Source organism: Paraburkholderia azotifigens, assembly GCF_007995085.1.
In the GTDB taxonomy this organism is placed as follows: Bacteria; Pseudomonadota; Gammaproteobacteria; order Burkholderiales; family Burkholderiaceae; genus Paraburkholderia; species Paraburkholderia azotifigens.
In genome coordinates this window covers 1,430,531-1,444,739 of sequence record NZ_VOQS01000001.1, presented here as the reverse complement: position 1 = coordinate 1,444,739, position 14,209 = coordinate 1,430,531, and the positions used below count along the sequence as shown (strand labels likewise).

Sequence of the window (14,209 nt, the reverse complement as noted above, 5' to 3'; positions counted from 1 at the left end):
GCGCCGATGCCCAGCAGTATTCTCGTTATCGAAGATGAACCCGCAATTTCCGAGCTGATCTCGGTCAACTTGCAACACGCGGGCCATTGTCCGATTCGTGCGTACAACGCCGAACAGGCGCAGAACCTGATCAGCGACGTGCTTCCCGATCTCGTGCTGCTCGACTGGATGCTGCCGGGCAAATCGGGCATCGCGTTCGCGCGCGACCTGCGTAACAACGAGCGCACGAAGCACATCCCGATCATCATGCTGACTGCGCGCGGCGACGAGCAGGACAAGGTGCTCGGACTCGAGATCGGCGCCGACGACTACGTCACGAAGCCGTTTTCGCCGAAGGAACTGATGGCGCGCATCAAGGCGGTGCTGCGCCGCCGCGCGCCGCAGCTGACGGAAGACGTCGTCGCGATCAACGGTCTGAAGCTCGATCCCGCCACGCACCGCGTCGCCGCGCATGCGGAAGGCAGCGAAATCAAGCTGGATCTCGGTCCGACGGAATTTCGTCTGTTGCACTTCTTCATGACGCATCCGGAGCGCGTGCATAGCCGTACGCAGTTGCTCGATCAGGTGTGGGGCGATCACGTGTTCGTCGAAGAGCGTACGGTCGACGTGCACATCAAGCGTTTGCGCGCCGCGCTGAAGCCGGCGGGCTGCGATGCGATGATCGAGACGGTGCGTGGCAGCGGATATCGTCTGGCCAAAAGCGCATAAGGTACACTGATCGAAAACCACGAAGCGCGCTGCGGGGTCTCAACGCAGCGCGCTTTGTTGTCTCTGAAGTCTTCGGGCTTGTTTCCAAGGTCGCAGGAACACATGAACATCATCTGGGCGCGTTCCCTGGTATCGCTTGTGCTCCTCGCTTTGCTGTGCGTGGTAGTCGGCGTTTTCGTCAACACCAAGGTGGCGTTGTCGATTGCCGTGCTCGCGCTGCTCGCGCAAGGCATCTTTAGTACATTCCACAAGCAGCGCCTCTGGCGTCTGCTTGACGCGCCCGTCTACGGCGAAGTGCCGAGCGCGCCGGGCATCTGGGGCGAAATCTATTACCGGCTGCACAAGCTCGCGAAGCGCTGGCACGCGCAGGTTCGCCAGGTCGAGCAGCAGCACTCGCGTTTCATCCAGGCCATTCAGGCGTCGCCGAACGGCGTCGCGATGCTCGACGATCACGATCAGATCGAGTGGTGCAACGAGATTTCCGAAGAGCATTTCGGACTCGATGCGAAGCGCGATCTGCGTCAGCACATTACGCATCTCGTGCGTCATCCCGACTTTGTCCGCTATCTGAACTCGCATCATTACGAAGAGATGCTGATCATGCGCGGGATGGGCGAGAAGCGGCAGAACGTGTTGTCCGTGCAGGTGTTTCCTTACGGCGAGAACCGCAAGCTGGTGCTATCGCAGGACATCACGGAACTGGAGCGCACCGATGCGATGCGGCGCGACTTCGTCGCCAATGTATCGCACGAACTGAAGACGCCGTTGACGGTGCTGTCCGGTTTTCTCGAAACGATGCGCGAGTTGCCGCTCGACGAGAGCGAGCGGGTGCGGTACCTCGATCTGATGATGCAGCAGGCGCAGCGGATGCAGCATATCGTCAGCGATCTGCTGGTGCTCGCGACGCTCGAAGGCGACAACAAGCCGCCGAGCAACCAGATGGTCGACATGCGCGCCGTGCTGCGGCATTTGCAGGACGATGCACAGAGCCTGTCGGGCGGGCGTCATCGCATTGGTTTCGATTCCGACGAGGCGTTGACCGTGACGGGGGTCGAGACGGAGATCCTGAGCGCGTTCGGCAATCTCGTGACGAATGCGATCCGGTATACGCCTGACGGCGGGTCCATCAATGTGAGCTGGCATGCTCAGGGTGGGCAGGCGGTGTTCACTGTCTGCGACAGTGGGCTTGGGATTCCTGCTGCCGATATTCCGCGGTTGACCGAGCGGTTTTATCGTGTTGATCGGAGTCGGTCGCGGGATACGGGTGGCACCGGGCTGGGGCTCGCTATCGTCAAGCATGTGCTGCAGCGGCACGATGCGCAGCTCGATGTGAAGAGCGAAGAAGGGCGCGGGAGTACTTTTACCGTGCGGTTTCCTGTTGCGCGGTCTGCGCGGTTGCAGTCGACTGCGGCGTGAGCCGCTCCTGCTTTTTGTTTGCGACGTAGTCGCCATTTCTGGCTTTTTTGCTTTTTGCTGCGCTGGCATCCGCGTTTTCGTATCGGTACTTCGCGCGTTGCCCCTGTGCGGGGCGGCACTTACTTTCTTTGCCGCCGCAAAGAAAGTAAGCAAAGAAAGCGGGCTAACCCCGCCAGTTCTGGTTGTTGCCTGCGGCCCCCCACGGGTCCCGCACTCCAAACGGCAACGCGCTATCCCATGTGCGTTGCCAGCGCCTTTAGCCGGCGCATTACCCTCTCCAATCACCCGTAGTGCAGCCAGCGGCAGCGATCCGTCTGCGCCGCCCAGGTGGCAAACGGTGTGTAGCTTGTCGCGCCTTACGCGTTGGCGCTTCTACGACACCGATCCCGCTTTTCAGTCCGGAGTGGTGCACGTACGTCGCGACGGCCTACACACCGTTTGCCACCTGGGCGGCGGTGGATTTTCTGGTAACACGTTCCGTGACGCGGGCATGCGAAGCGGGTGAGGCGTGAGTTAGCACGCTGGCAACGGGCGTAAGAAAGTGAGTTGCCGCGTGGAGTGCGGGACCCTTTGGGGCCCGCAGGCAACTACCAGAACTGGCGGTGTTAGCCCGCTTTCTTTGCTTACTTTCTTTGCGGCGGCAAAGAAAGTAAGTGCCGCCCCGCACAGGGGCGACGCCTGAAGCACCGATACGAAACCGCGGATGCCAGCGCAGCAAAAAGCAAAAAGCAAAAAAGCAAAAAAGCCAGGAATGGCGACTAGCGTCGCAGACAAAAAAATCAGTCGGTATACACAACACGATACGGTGTCCGAATCTTCTCCCACTCAGCAGCCTCCTGAATAAGGCTATAGTCGGTAAGAGGATTATTCGCGACCCACGAATTAGGCAGGCGAACCTCATACCCGCCATTCGCCTCGGTAACAGTAATCTCCGGCAAACCGGAGTCAGCACGACGCCGGCAAAACAGCGCCGCGAGCCGCAGACAGAACAGCAGCTCCCATTCGAGATCCCGCGTCTGCGCAAGCTTGCCCAGCTTGCCCGCATGCCCGACGACAAGCGCCGCCAGGCGCGCCTGGTCGGTGCGCGAAAAGCCGGGCATGTCCGCATTGCTCGCGATATACGCGGAATGCTTGTGATACGCGCTATGCGAAATCGACAGCCCGATTTCATGCAGCGCGGCCGCCCAGCCAAGGAACATGCGGTTCTCTTCGCGTGCTTCCGTGTCGGGCTCGTCGAGCTGATCGTAGAAATGCACCGCCAGCTCGCCGATACGGCTCGCCTGCGCGCGATCGACGCCATAGCGACGCATGAAGCCCTCGACCGTCACGGTGCGCATGTCCTGATGCTGCGAACGACCCAGCAGGTCATACAGCACGCCAAGACGCAGCGCGCCGTCCGTGGTGTCGACATAGTCGACGCCGAGTTCGTCGAACACCGCGATCATGATCGACAGCCCGCCTGCCAGCACAGGCACGCGGTCCGGCTTCAGCGCGACCAGCTTCAGGCGGTTGACGTTCTCCGCCTTGATCAGCGCGCGCTTCAGACGTTCGAGGCCGCCGCGCGAAATGCCATGCGTGATGCCAGGATCGTTGAAGCCGTTCGCTTCGACCAGTTCGGCCAGCGCACGCGCCGTGCCCGACGAGCCGATGCCCTGTTCCCAGCCCTCGTCCTTGTAGTCGGCCGAAATGATCTGGATTTCACGCGAGGCCGCGAGTTCGGCCTGACGCATCGTGTATTCGTCGACGTTGCCCGCCGGAAAGAACTGGCGGCTATGGCTCACGCAGCCGATGTACAGGCTTTCCATCCGGATCGGCGTGTAGTGCGAACCGATGATGAATTCCGTCGAGCCGCCGCCGATATCGACGACGAGCCGCTTGCCCGCACTCGCCGGCACCGAATGTGCAGCGCCCGCATAAATCAGGCGCGCTTCTTCGCGGCCCGCGATCACTTCGATCGGGAAGCCCAGCGCCGCTTCCGCTTCGCCGAGGAACTCCTGCGCGTTCTTCGCGACGCGCAGCGTGTTGGTCGCGACGGCGCGCACGTGGTCGGGATGGAAGTCGCGCAGACGTTCGCCGAAGCGCTTGAGCGCGTCCCAGCCGCGCACCTGCGAAGCACGGTCGAGCATTTTTTCACGCGACAGGCCCGCGCCGAGCCGCACCGGTTCGCGCAGCGCATCGACCTGATAGATCTGGCTGCCCGCTTCGGTTTCTTCGACGCGGCCCACGATCAGACGGAAGCTGTTCGAGCCGAGATCGACGGCGGCAAGTAGTGGCGGAGTGTTGACCATGGGGAGCGAGGACCTCATGCGCGCAAATAAGGCACCCATGCTGGATGCGCTGGATCGCGCGTTGTTCAAAGTCGCCATTTTAAGCGTACTGGACATCACGCGGTCACCTCCGCCATTGTCGTGCGATATGGTCACATATCGCTGCGTCATATTTACGACATGCGGCGGCAAAAGCGTAAAATCGCGTGACAAGTCTTTTCACGCACCTGTCATCATACTGTGAGAATTTCCGAGCGTCCTTTCGAGTCACTTTCCGACATTTCATTCTCACCGCCGATGTCCAACCGCTATCCTCTTCTGAACCGCGAGCTGGGCATTCTGGGGTTCAACGAGCGTGTGCTCGCGCAGGCTGCGGACCCCGCTGTCCCACTGCTCGAACGCCTTCGTTTCATCTGCATCACCAGCAGCAACCTCGACGAATTCTTCGAAGTCCGCATGGCCGGTCTTCAGGAGCAGATGCGCGACAACCCAGGCGCGCTGTCGCCCGACGGCATGTCGCTGCAGCATTGCTACGATCTCGTCGTCGAACGCGCGCAGAAGCTCGTTCATCGTCAGTACACGATGTTGCAGGACACCGTGCTGCCCGCGCTCGAAGACGAAGGCATCTATTTTCACGGCACGGAAGCATGGAACGAAGCGCAGACGCAATGGGCGCGCGACTACTTCTTCAATGAGCTGCTGCCCGTCCTCACGCCGATCGGTCTCGATCCCGCGCATCCGTTTCCGCGCGTGCTGAACAAGAGCTTGAACTTCGTCGTCGAGCTGGAAGGCAAGGATGCATTCGGCCGTCAGGCAGTGATGGGCATCGTGCAGGCGCCGCGCGCGCTGCCGCGGCTCGTGCGCATGCCGCAGGAACTGTCGGGTTATCCGCATGGCTTCGTGCTGTTGAGCTCGTTGTTGCAGCGCTTCGTCGGTGAGCTGTTCCCGGCGTTGCTCGTGCGCAGTTGCAACCAGTTTCGTATCACGCGCAATAGCGAACTGTTCGTCGACGAAGACGAAATCACCAACCTGCGCGTCGCGCTGCAGGGCGAATTGCCTGCGCGCCATCTGGGCAATGCGGTGCGGCTCGAAGTGTCGGCGGATACGCCTGCGCATCTCGTGCGGCGTCTGCTCGACGAAAGCGGGTTATCGCAGAAGGACTGTTACTACGTCGACGGGCCGGTGAATCTCGTGCGTCTGATGCAGTTGCCCGAGATGGTCGACCGGCCGGACCTGAAGTTCGTCCCGCACATTCCCGCGACGCCGCCGCAGATCGCCAACAGCGCGAGTCTGTTCGATGTGATCGATCAGGGCGATGTGCTGCTGCATCATCCGTACGAGAGCTTCCAGCCGGTGCTCGAACTGCTGCTGCAGGCGGCGAAAGATCCGAACGTCGTCGCGATCAAGCAGACCATCTATCGCACGGGCACCGACTCGCCGCTGATGGATGCGCTGATGCAGGCCGCGCGCAACGGCAAGGAAGTGACGGTCGTGGTGGAACTGCTCGCGCGCTTCGACGAAGAGACGAACATCAACTGGGCGTCGCAACTCGAAGCCGTTGGCGCGCACGTCGTGTATGGCGTGGTCGGCCACAAGTGCCACGCGAAGATGATGCTGATCGTGCGACGCGTGTCGGAGGGCGGCAAATCGATCCTGAAGCGTTATGCGCACCTCGGCACGGGCAACTATCATCCGCGCACGGCGCGTCTTTACACCGACTTCGGCTTGATGACGGCCGATCAGAAGATCTGCGAAGACGTGCATCATGTGTTTCAACAACTGACGGGCATCGGTGGCGAGTTGCCGTTGCACGACTTGTGGCAATCGCCGTTCACATTGCATCCGAAGCTCGTCGAGTCGATTCGCGCGGAAGCCGAGCATGCGCGCGCGGGCAAGCGTGCGCGCATCGTCGCGAAGATGAATGCGCTGCTTGAGCCTACGGTTATCGCCGAGCTTTACGAGGCTTCGCAGGCGGGTGTAAAGATCGATCTGATCGTGCGTGGTGTGTGTGCGTTGCAGCCGGGTGTCGAAGGGCTGTCCGAGAACATCACGGTGCGTTCGATCGTCGGGCGTTTTCTCGAGCATCATCGTATTTTCTACTTCTACGATGACGGTCGCGAGCAGGTGTATCTGTCGAGTGCAGACTGGATGGATCGGAATTTCTTCCGGCGCGTCGAGGTGGCGTTTCCGATCAATAACCGGCGGTTGAAGCGGCGCGTGATTGCTGAAGGATTGTCGGCGTTTCTCGGCGACAATCAGGCCGCATGGCTGATGCAGAGCGATGGGCATTATCGCCGGCGCAGGCCCGGCAAGTCTTCGCGGAATGCGCAGCTTAGTTTGTTGACCAAGTTCTGTTCTTAGACGGTTTTTTTTGTCTGCGACGCAGTCGCTGGGTTTGGTTTTTTGCTGCGCTGGCATCCGCGAATTCGTATCTGTACTTCAGGCGTTGCCCCTATGCGGGGCGGCACTTACTTTCTTTGCCGCCGCAAAGAAAGTAAGCAAAGAAAGCGGGCTCACACCGCCAATCCTTGTGTTTGCCTGCGGGCCCCCCACGGGTCCCGCACTCCACGCGGCAACTCACTGTCTTACGCCCGTTGCCAGCGTGCTAACTCACGCCTCACCCGCTTCGCATGCCCGCGTCACGGAACGTGTTACTAGAAAATCCACGGCCGCCCAGGTGGCAAACGGTGTGTAGGCTGTCGCGACGGAAGTGCACCACTCCGGACTGAAAAGCGGATCGGTGTCGTAGGAGCGCCGACGCATACGGTGCGACAAGCTACACATCGTTTGCCACCTGGGCTGCACAAACCGTTCGCTGCCGCTGGCTGCGCTACGGGTGATTGGAGAGGGTGATGCGCCTGTTAAAGGCGCTGGCAACACGCGTGGAAAAGTGAGTTGCCGTGTGGAGTGCGGGACCCGCTGGGGGCCCGCAGGCAAACACAAGGATTCGCGGTGTGAGCGGCTTTCTTTTGCCTACTTTTCTTTGCCGCTGCAAAGAAAAGTAGGTGCCGCCCCGCACAGGGGCAACGCCTGAAGCACCGATACGAGATCGCGGATGCGACCCACGAAATCGCGGATACCAGCGCAGCAAGAAGCAAAAAAGCAAAAAACCAAAAAAGCAAAGAATGGCGACTACGTCGCAGACCAAAAAAATGGCGACTGCGTCGCAGACAAAAATCACCGCCCCAACGCATCCCCAAGAAAATGCCGCGCGTAGCGCGCATTAATCTCCGACAACCGGAACAGCGTCAGAAAGTCGGCGGTATTGAAATCGGGATCCCACGCGGGCGCACCGCAAATCTTCGCGCCGAGGCGCAGATAACCTTTGATAAGCGGCGGCGGGGCGACCCTGGCGCCCGTTTGCAGCTCTTCGACAGGCAACGGCGTATGCGGAAACGCACGATACTCCGGCGTCGTCAGCGCATCGTCCGCCATCGATGCATACAGGTTCGCCGCATAGTGGCCGCCGTCGGCCATCGCGACGCTCGCGCAGCCGAGCATCGTCTCGTAGCCGTTGTGCTGCATGTACGAACCAAGGCCCGCCCACAACGACATGATCACCGAGCCGCTGCGATAGTCGGGATGCACGCACGAGCGGCCCACTTCGACCATCTTCGAGCGCAAGTGCGTGAGACGCGACACATCGAACTCGCCCTCGGCATACAGGCGGCCGATGCGCGCCGCCTGATGCGGCGGCAGCACGCGGTAAGTGCCCACCACCTTGAGCGTGTCGAGATCGCGGACGATCAGGTGATCGCAGTAAGCATCGAACGAATCGACGTCGAGGCCGGCAGGGCCGGACAGGCGCGCGCCCATTTCCTCGGCGAAGACCCGGTAACGCAGACGCTGCGCTTCACGAAGCTCCTCGTCGGTGCGCGCCCACGACACTTGCAGACGATGCTGGGCGGTGACCGTTTCTTCCGTGCGCGGCAGGCGACGACGCGGCTCGAGGAAAGATGCGAAGGGCAGGGTTGGCGTCGGCAGTTCTCGCATGTGGCGTTCCTGGTCGAAAATGTGAAATTCGCTTCGACGCCAATGTAGTAACGGCTGGTGACGCTCACGTGGCAACGTCGTGACGATTCGATGACGTGTCGTAAGGCCGCCGCTTTCGGCCCGCCTTCGGTGTTGTGCGCGCGCGACCCGCCAATGCGGTCTGGATCAGGTCACGCTCACCCGCTCAGATCAGGTCGGTGGTGATCGCCGCGAGCAACACAGCCTGCTCGTCGTTGCCGCGCATTCGGCTCTCGATCCACCAGATCGCCGACTTCTTGATCGGCCAGCTCGCGGCGCTATTGGCGAGCAGGCGCGCGGCGACATGGCCGAGCGTCGGCTGATGGCCCACCACCACCACGGTGGGCGCAATGCCGTCGGGCCACCCGGCTGCCGTGAGGACGTCGGCCGCGCTTGCGTCCGGCGCGATCTCGCGCAAGACGCGGTACTGGTCCGTCAGCGATTCGGCCGTCTGTACGGTGCGCGTGGCAGGGCTTGCAAGGATCACGGCGTCGTCGGGTAGACGCGCGCGCAGCCATTTCGCGGACGCCTGCGCCTGCTTGCGGCCGCGTGTGGTCAGCTGGCGGGCGAGATCGCTCGATGCAGTGTCTTCGGCTTCGGCGTGACGCCAGAGAATCAGGTTCATGGCGGGTCTCCAGAATTCGTGTCGTCGATCTATCGACAAGTATGGACAACGCGGCGCAAAGGGAGTTTGGTCGATTCTGCGCTTAAGGGCTTTTGACCCGGTTTTTAACCCGTGTTTTTTCGATAGTGCGATGGGCGAGCGGGCGGGTAAGTGGGCGGCGCGGTCGTGCCGCGAGAAGATCGCGACAAAGAAGGGCAACAAGGAAGGGCAACGACAAAAAAACAAAAACCCGCGACACCGGAAGGTGAGGCGGGTTTTCGTGTACGGCACATATTGGTGGTCGGAGCGATAGGATTCGAACCTACGACCCTCTGATCCCAAATCAGATGCGCTACCAGGCTGCGCTACGCTCCGACGCGAGCCCGAGATTCTATCCGCTTTGTTACCCGCGAGTCAAATCCGGATATTAGCCGCGCATCGCGTGGGGTTTCAGCGGGCCGCCGCGCTGCGCGTCATAACTGCCCCATCAGCAGCAACACGATCACCACGACCAGCACGACACCGACGAGGCCAGTCGGACGATAGCCCCATTCGCGGCTGTATGGCCAGCTTGGGAGGGCGCCGATCAAAAGCAGGATCAGCACGATCAACAGAATGGTTCCGAGGGTCATGTTATCTCTCCTTATATGGCCGGGCCACACATGGAGACCGCGTCAGCGCGCATGACAGCGCGGGTGCGCGCTGGCGGCCAGATTGTCGAGCGCGCGGGATGCGCGTTCTATGCCTTACAGCCAGCAAGGCACGTGCCCGAGATCGGCGAGTGCGCGGAGCGGGATAACAGGAGAGGGCGCGCCAATCCTGACGCGCAAGAGAGCGCTCTGGCGGGCGCGCAGCGAAGACTGTGCGGGCCGGCCCCAATGCCGACGCGCAAAGCCGTGCAGGGCAGTCACAACGCGCCGCGAGCGCGTCGCGTTTCAGTGTCTACGGCGCATTCTGTCGAAGACGTGATGCTCGGCCAGCCAGTGGTGCATCATGCCCTCGCCTTGGTGTTCGCGGCGATAGGTGCGCGATTCGAAAACCGATAGCACCACGAGCACCAGCAAACCAATGCCCAGTCCAACCAGACCTGCGATCGATTCGGCATCCATGACAGCCTCCTTCGACGACTGCGACCATGCCTTCATAGTAGAGCAGGCGCCGCAAGATGGCGCAAGCAGGGCGATGCCCAGGTTCGGCGGCGCACATTGCGCTTTGCGGTTAGACTCGTGGCCCGCGACGTCATCCGTCGATGCTCACATCCTGTCCGAAAAGTTTATGAAGCGCTTCCTGCTGGCTGCATCGCTGTTTTCGCTGTTCGCCCTGTCGGCGTGTGCCGACGATCCAAAGGTTCACCGCCACGTGCCGCCCAAAGATCCCGCCGACTACCATGGCGTGCCGACGGACGACCGTCCGCCGTCGATGATCGACGCGCCCGCCGCGCCTCAATAAACGCGACGCGCGGGCACGTCCGCGCTCACGCGTGGCTGCGCGGCAACGCGGGGCCGATATCGCGCGCAAGACCCGGCAGACGGCCCGCGAGCGTGAGGCCGCGCGCCGCCATGAAGATCATCAGCGCGGCCCACAAGCCGTGGTTGCCGTATGTGCCGGCGAGCCCCCACGACGCGGCCAGAAATGCGCCGAGCGACGCCACCATCGACGTCATCAGATCGCGCGTGCGCGTCGCGCCGATGAACACGCCGTCGAGCAGGAAGCCCCACACGGAGACGATCGGGGAGAGCGCCGTCCATGGCAGGAACGCTTCCGCCGTCGCGCGCACGGCAGGCTGATCGGTCAGCCGCCCGATGATCCATGTCCCGGCCATCCAGTAGATGAGCGAGAAGGCCAGTGCGCCGAGCGCGGACCACAGAAGGGTCACCTTGACGGCCTGGCGGAACGCATCGCGATTGCGCGCGCCGATGGCCGCGCCGACGAGCGCTTCCGCCGCATGCGCAAAGCCGTCGAGCCCGTAGCCCATGAAGGTCTGGAAATTGAGCAGCAGCGCGTTCGCCGCGAGCGTCGCGTCGCCCTGTTTCGCGCCGAGATGGGCGAACCAGCCGAATGCGCCGAGCAGGCACATCGTCCGCACGAAGATGTCGCGGTTGATCGTCACCATGCGCCTGAGCGCGGCCGGATCGAACAGCGCCGCGCGTTCGGGCGCGGCCAGGCCGCGCGGCCGCATCTGCCAGAGCAGCACGGCGCCGAACACGAAGCCGAGCGCATCGGCCGTTGCCGTCGCTGCGCCGATGCCCGCCACGCCCCAGCCGAACGCATACACGTACAGGAGCACGGCGACGATGTTGGCTGTGTTGATGAAGACCTGCGTCGCGAGCGCGACGCGCACGCGCTGCGTGCCGAGCAGCCAGCCGAGTACGACTTAGTTGCCGAGCGCGAGCGGCGCCGCCCAGATGCGCGCATGACAGTAAGCGCGCGCGTGACGCTGAACCTCATCGCTGCCGCCAATGGCACGCACCGCGAAGTCGATCAGCGGCACCTGCAGCGCGAGCACGACCGCGCCGATCGCAAACGCGAGCAGCATCGCGCGCACGACGTTCATGCGCAGACCGGCCTGATCGTCTGCGCCGAACGACTGCGCGACGAGCCCCGTCGTGCCCATGCGCAGAAAGCCGAAGCCCCAGAACACGAAGCTGAAGAACAGTCCGCCGAGCGCGACGCCGCCGAGATACGACGCGCTGTCCAGATGACCGGCGACGGCGGTATCGACGGCGCCGAGTATCGGCTGTGTCAGATTGGCAAGGACGATCGGAAAGGCGAGCGTGAGCACGCGGCGGTGCCAGCGCGTCGGCACGGCGCCGGCGGTGGCCGCCGTGGGCGCGGCGTCGTGCGCAGCAGGATCGTCGGCGCGATCGTTCAACCGCGCTCCTGCACGCAGACCCACGGCGATACCACGACGGCCCACAGATCCGGGTCGCGCGCGGCGAAGTCAGCGGCCGTCTCCGACTGCACGCGTTCGACGAGTCCCGCCGACAGCCACTGCGTGACCTGCGTGGTGTCGTCGCTGGCGATTGCCTCGGCGACGCTCACCAGATCGAGGTCGCGTGCGACGCGCAGCAGCATGCCGCGCGCAAAGAACCGTTCGAGCTCGGACCAGCCGATCTTCGCTGTTTCGCCGAGCAGCTTTTGATAAAGGGGGCTTTGTGGGTTGTCGGAAGAAGTCATGACGATATGGCCAGCAGCACGTGACGGGGCGTAACTATAAACCATAGGCGACAGTGGCACGTCCGGCTGCGGAATCGCGATGGGCCGTTCGTGAAGACGTCAATAGCCGTATTAAAGCGCCATACGTTTGCGGATTAAAAGTCATGCGTGTCACGCGCATATGAACGTATTAAAGCAATGCCAGGGTGCGCATTAAATCAGATGAATTCGCTGCCATCAATTGCGACGGAAAGGTGCGTTGGCGCACCAAGTTTCGCGATTGCCGCCATCGAAGTGAAATGCGTGAATTGGCCGTATGTGGCAGTGCAGATCAATTCGTGCGCGGCATTTCTATGATGTTCTGGAAGGCGCGCCGGCTGTGGGTTTCGAGGCAATGGACCGGAGTCTGCGGCGAGTATCGGATAGGGCACGGCGGGTTGATTCGGTTTCCCGATTGACGGGTGCGTCATTCAGTTCGCCATTGAACCGTGCGCCGACTCACACTATTTGCACAATTAATCGATTGCGTGGGTATAGGGGCGTTGCTAGATTTCGTTTCGGCGCATGGTGAACCGGTCCTTTGCCGATATGCGCCGAACCCCCGTTTGCCCGGCCTCGTGCCGGGCCTTTTTTTTGTCCGCGCACATTGATCGTCAGACGACACGCGCGAAGACAAACTACTGTTTGCAGCGAACCACCATTGAACGGTTCTTCACGTTCGCGCCGAGCACGCCGCCGAGCGTGCCGCCCGAGGTGCCCCCCGTGTCGACGTCCTTCGAGATCACGTCGTAGCCATACGCGCCGCATGCCTCGCCCGCGCGCTTGTAGCATTCGCCCCAGTTCTGGCTCGCGTCGCTGCCGCTGCAGTTGATCGCGAAGCCGGTGTCGCCGTTCGGCAGATAGGTGAGCGTCGTCGAGCCTGAACTGGCGCAGCCAGCCAGCCCCGCCACGGACGCGATCGCGAGGGCCGCTGCCGCCGCTCGAACTGCCGCAAAGGCGTATTTCATCGGAGTGTCCTCTTTATGTCGTTGCGCGTAGGGACGCGGTGTCGGCAGGCTTGGCACGCAGCGTGCCCGCCCGCCATCTGTGATGGAGCCCTGGACGGCCCGTTGGGTTCCCGGACGCGGCGCATGACTGCTCGTGCACGCGCCGGCCAGGCATCGGCCGCCGCGCGCGGGGCGGCGGCTGGCGGCAAATCAGCGCGGCGGTAGCGAGCGCGCCGGATCGATCGAATGGCCCGCGTAGCGCAGCTCGAAATGCAGCATCACGCGGTCGTTGTCGGAGTCGCCCATTTCGGCGATCTTCTGGCCTTGCTGCACCGTTTCGCCTTCCTTCACGAGCAGCGTGCGGTTGTGCGCATAGGCCGTCAGATAGTCGGCATTGTGCTTGATGATCAGCAGGTTGCCGTAGCCGCGCAAGCCGTTACTCGCATAGACGACGGTGCCGCCCGCCGCCGCGAACACGGGCGTGCCCGCGGCGTTGGCGATATCGATGCCCTTCGAATTGTTGCCGTCGAAGCCGCGAATCACGTTGCCCGTCGCCGGCCAGATCAACGAGATCGACGACGCGGGCGCCGACGGCGTATCCGCCGTCGCGCTGCGCGACGAAGACGACGTTCCCGCCGCAGCGCTCGCATTGCCGCCGCTGCGTGCGGAGCCGGTGCTGGCCGTCGCCGTGCCGGGCGGCGGCGCGACGCGCAGCACCTGGCCGACCTCGATGGAATCGGGGTTCGACAGGTTGTTCCAGCGCACGATGCTCTGCACCGACGCGCGGTTGCTGTGCGCGATCTTGTACAGCGTGTCGCCCCGTTCGACGCGATAGAAGCCCGGACCTACGGGTGCCGAGCCACATGCGGCCAGTGCTGCGACCATGATCCCGCAGACGAGCCGTCTGATTTTTGTTGTCAACATTGGACCTCGCAAGACGCCGCCGCGCGCCGATCCCGATCACGCGGCAGTTGCAAAACGCCAGATTCTAACGGTTTTGCAAGGCAGTACCCGTTTTCGGACTCATGCGCGGCACGATACGCGGGCCGCGCACGATGCGC

At 62.6% G+C, this 14,209-nt stretch carries 12 protein-coding genes, 1 tRNA gene and 1 pseudogene; 4 read left to right on the top strand and 10 right to left on the bottom strand.

Going from position 1 to position 14,209, the window contains the following annotated elements; translation table 11 throughout:
• The first annotated feature begins 6 nt into the window (after positions 1 to 6).
• Entirely contained in the window at positions 7 to 708 is a 702-nt protein-coding gene (phoB, locus tag FRZ40_RS06325) for a phosphate regulon transcriptional regulator PhoB (RefSeq protein ID WP_006051991.1), read from the top strand.
• Positions 709 to 810: 102 nt separating this feature from the next.
• The gene (gene phoR, locus FRZ40_RS06320) at positions 811 to 2,124 is read left to right on the top strand and encodes a phosphate regulon sensor histidine kinase PhoR (RefSeq protein ID WP_147233659.1); all 1,314 of its coding nucleotides are present in this window, start codon (positions 811 to 813) and stop codon (positions 2,122 to 2,124) included.
• Positions 2,125 to 2,903: 779 nt separating this feature from the next.
• On the opposite strand, the gene ppx is transcribed toward phoR, so the two are convergent.
• Positions 2,904 to 4,451, bottom strand: coding sequence for an exopolyphosphatase (ppx, locus tag FRZ40_RS06315; RefSeq protein WP_477633721.1), 1,548 nt, complete (start codon positions 4,449 to 4,451; stop codon positions 2,904 to 2,906).
• A 237-nt stretch (positions 4,452 to 4,688) separates the two neighbouring features.
• Between ppx and ppk1 the strand changes: the two genes are divergently transcribed.
• The gene (ppk1, locus tag FRZ40_RS06310; RefSeq protein ID WP_028369305.1) at positions 4,689 to 6,752 is read left to right on the top strand and encodes a polyphosphate kinase 1; all 2,064 of its coding nucleotides are present in this window, start codon (positions 4,689 to 4,691) and stop codon (positions 6,750 to 6,752) included.
• A gap of 816 nt (positions 6,753 to 7,568) precedes the next feature.
• Here the strand turns inward: ppk1 and FRZ40_RS06305 are convergent.
• From FRZ40_RS06305 to FRZ40_RS44330, 5 genes are all read right to left on the bottom strand, one after another.
• Positions 7,569 to 8,384 (bottom strand): GNAT family N-acetyltransferase, encoded by an 816-nt coding sequence (locus FRZ40_RS06305; protein WP_147233658.1) that lies wholly within the window; start codon positions 8,382 to 8,384, stop codon positions 7,569 to 7,571.
• Between the two features lie 184 nt (positions 8,385 to 8,568).
• Positions 8,569 to 9,027 (bottom strand): SixA phosphatase family protein, encoded by a 459-nt coding sequence (locus FRZ40_RS06300; RefSeq protein ID WP_147233657.1) that lies wholly within the window; start codon positions 9,025 to 9,027, stop codon positions 8,569 to 8,571.
• A gap of 277 nt (positions 9,028 to 9,304) precedes the next feature.
• A tRNA-Pro gene (locus FRZ40_RS06295) sits at positions 9,305 to 9,381 on the bottom strand.
• A gap of 98 nt (positions 9,382 to 9,479) precedes the next feature.
• Positions 9,480 to 9,638, bottom strand: coding sequence for a DUF3309 family protein (locus FRZ40_RS06290; protein ID WP_035543030.1), 159 nt, complete (start codon positions 9,636 to 9,638; stop codon positions 9,480 to 9,482).
• Positions 9,639 to 9,941: 303 nt separating this feature from the next.
• Complete coding sequence (locus FRZ40_RS44330) at positions 9,942 to 10,115, bottom strand: hypothetical protein (RefSeq protein ID WP_167528644.1); 174 nt, start codon at positions 10,113 to 10,115, stop codon at positions 9,942 to 9,944.
• Between the two features lie 166 nt (positions 10,116 to 10,281).
• On the opposite strand from FRZ40_RS44330, the gene FRZ40_RS44325 reads away from it, so the two are divergent.
• Positions 10,282 to 10,455, top strand: a complete 174-nt coding sequence (locus FRZ40_RS44325) for a YajG family lipoprotein (RefSeq protein ID WP_167528643.1) — start codon at positions 10,282 to 10,284, stop codon at positions 10,453 to 10,455.
• A 25-nt stretch (positions 10,456 to 10,480) separates the two neighbouring features.
• On the opposite strand, the pseudogene FRZ40_RS06285 reads toward FRZ40_RS44325, so the two are convergent.
• The 4 genes and pseudogenes from FRZ40_RS06285 to FRZ40_RS06270 all read right to left on the bottom strand — a co-directional run bounded on the left by FRZ40_RS06285 (position 10,481) and on the right by FRZ40_RS06270 (position 14,072).
• Positions 10,481 to 11,878 (bottom strand): annotated as a pseudogene (locus FRZ40_RS06285) (MATE family efflux transporter).
• Positions 11,875 to 12,183: a DUF2288 domain-containing protein gene (locus FRZ40_RS06280; protein ID WP_028369301.1), complete on the bottom strand. Its 309-nt coding sequence runs from the start codon at positions 12,181 to 12,183 to the stop codon at positions 11,875 to 11,877. The pseudogene FRZ40_RS06285 and the gene FRZ40_RS06280 overlap by 4 nt, the downstream one beginning before the upstream one ends.
• 656 nt (positions 12,184 to 12,839) lie before the next feature.
• The gene (locus FRZ40_RS06275) at positions 12,840 to 13,169 is read right to left on the bottom strand and encodes a hypothetical protein (protein WP_028369300.1); all 330 of its coding nucleotides are present in this window, start codon (positions 13,167 to 13,169) and stop codon (positions 12,840 to 12,842) included.
• A 189-nt stretch (positions 13,170 to 13,358) separates the two neighbouring features.
• Positions 13,359 to 14,072 carry a peptidoglycan DD-metalloendopeptidase family protein gene (locus FRZ40_RS06270; RefSeq protein ID WP_193566974.1) on the bottom strand — a complete coding sequence of 238 codons (714 nt, stop codon included), beginning with the start codon at positions 14,070 to 14,072 and terminating at the stop codon, positions 13,359 to 13,361.
• Between the last annotated feature and the right edge of the window lie 137 nt (positions 14,073 to 14,209).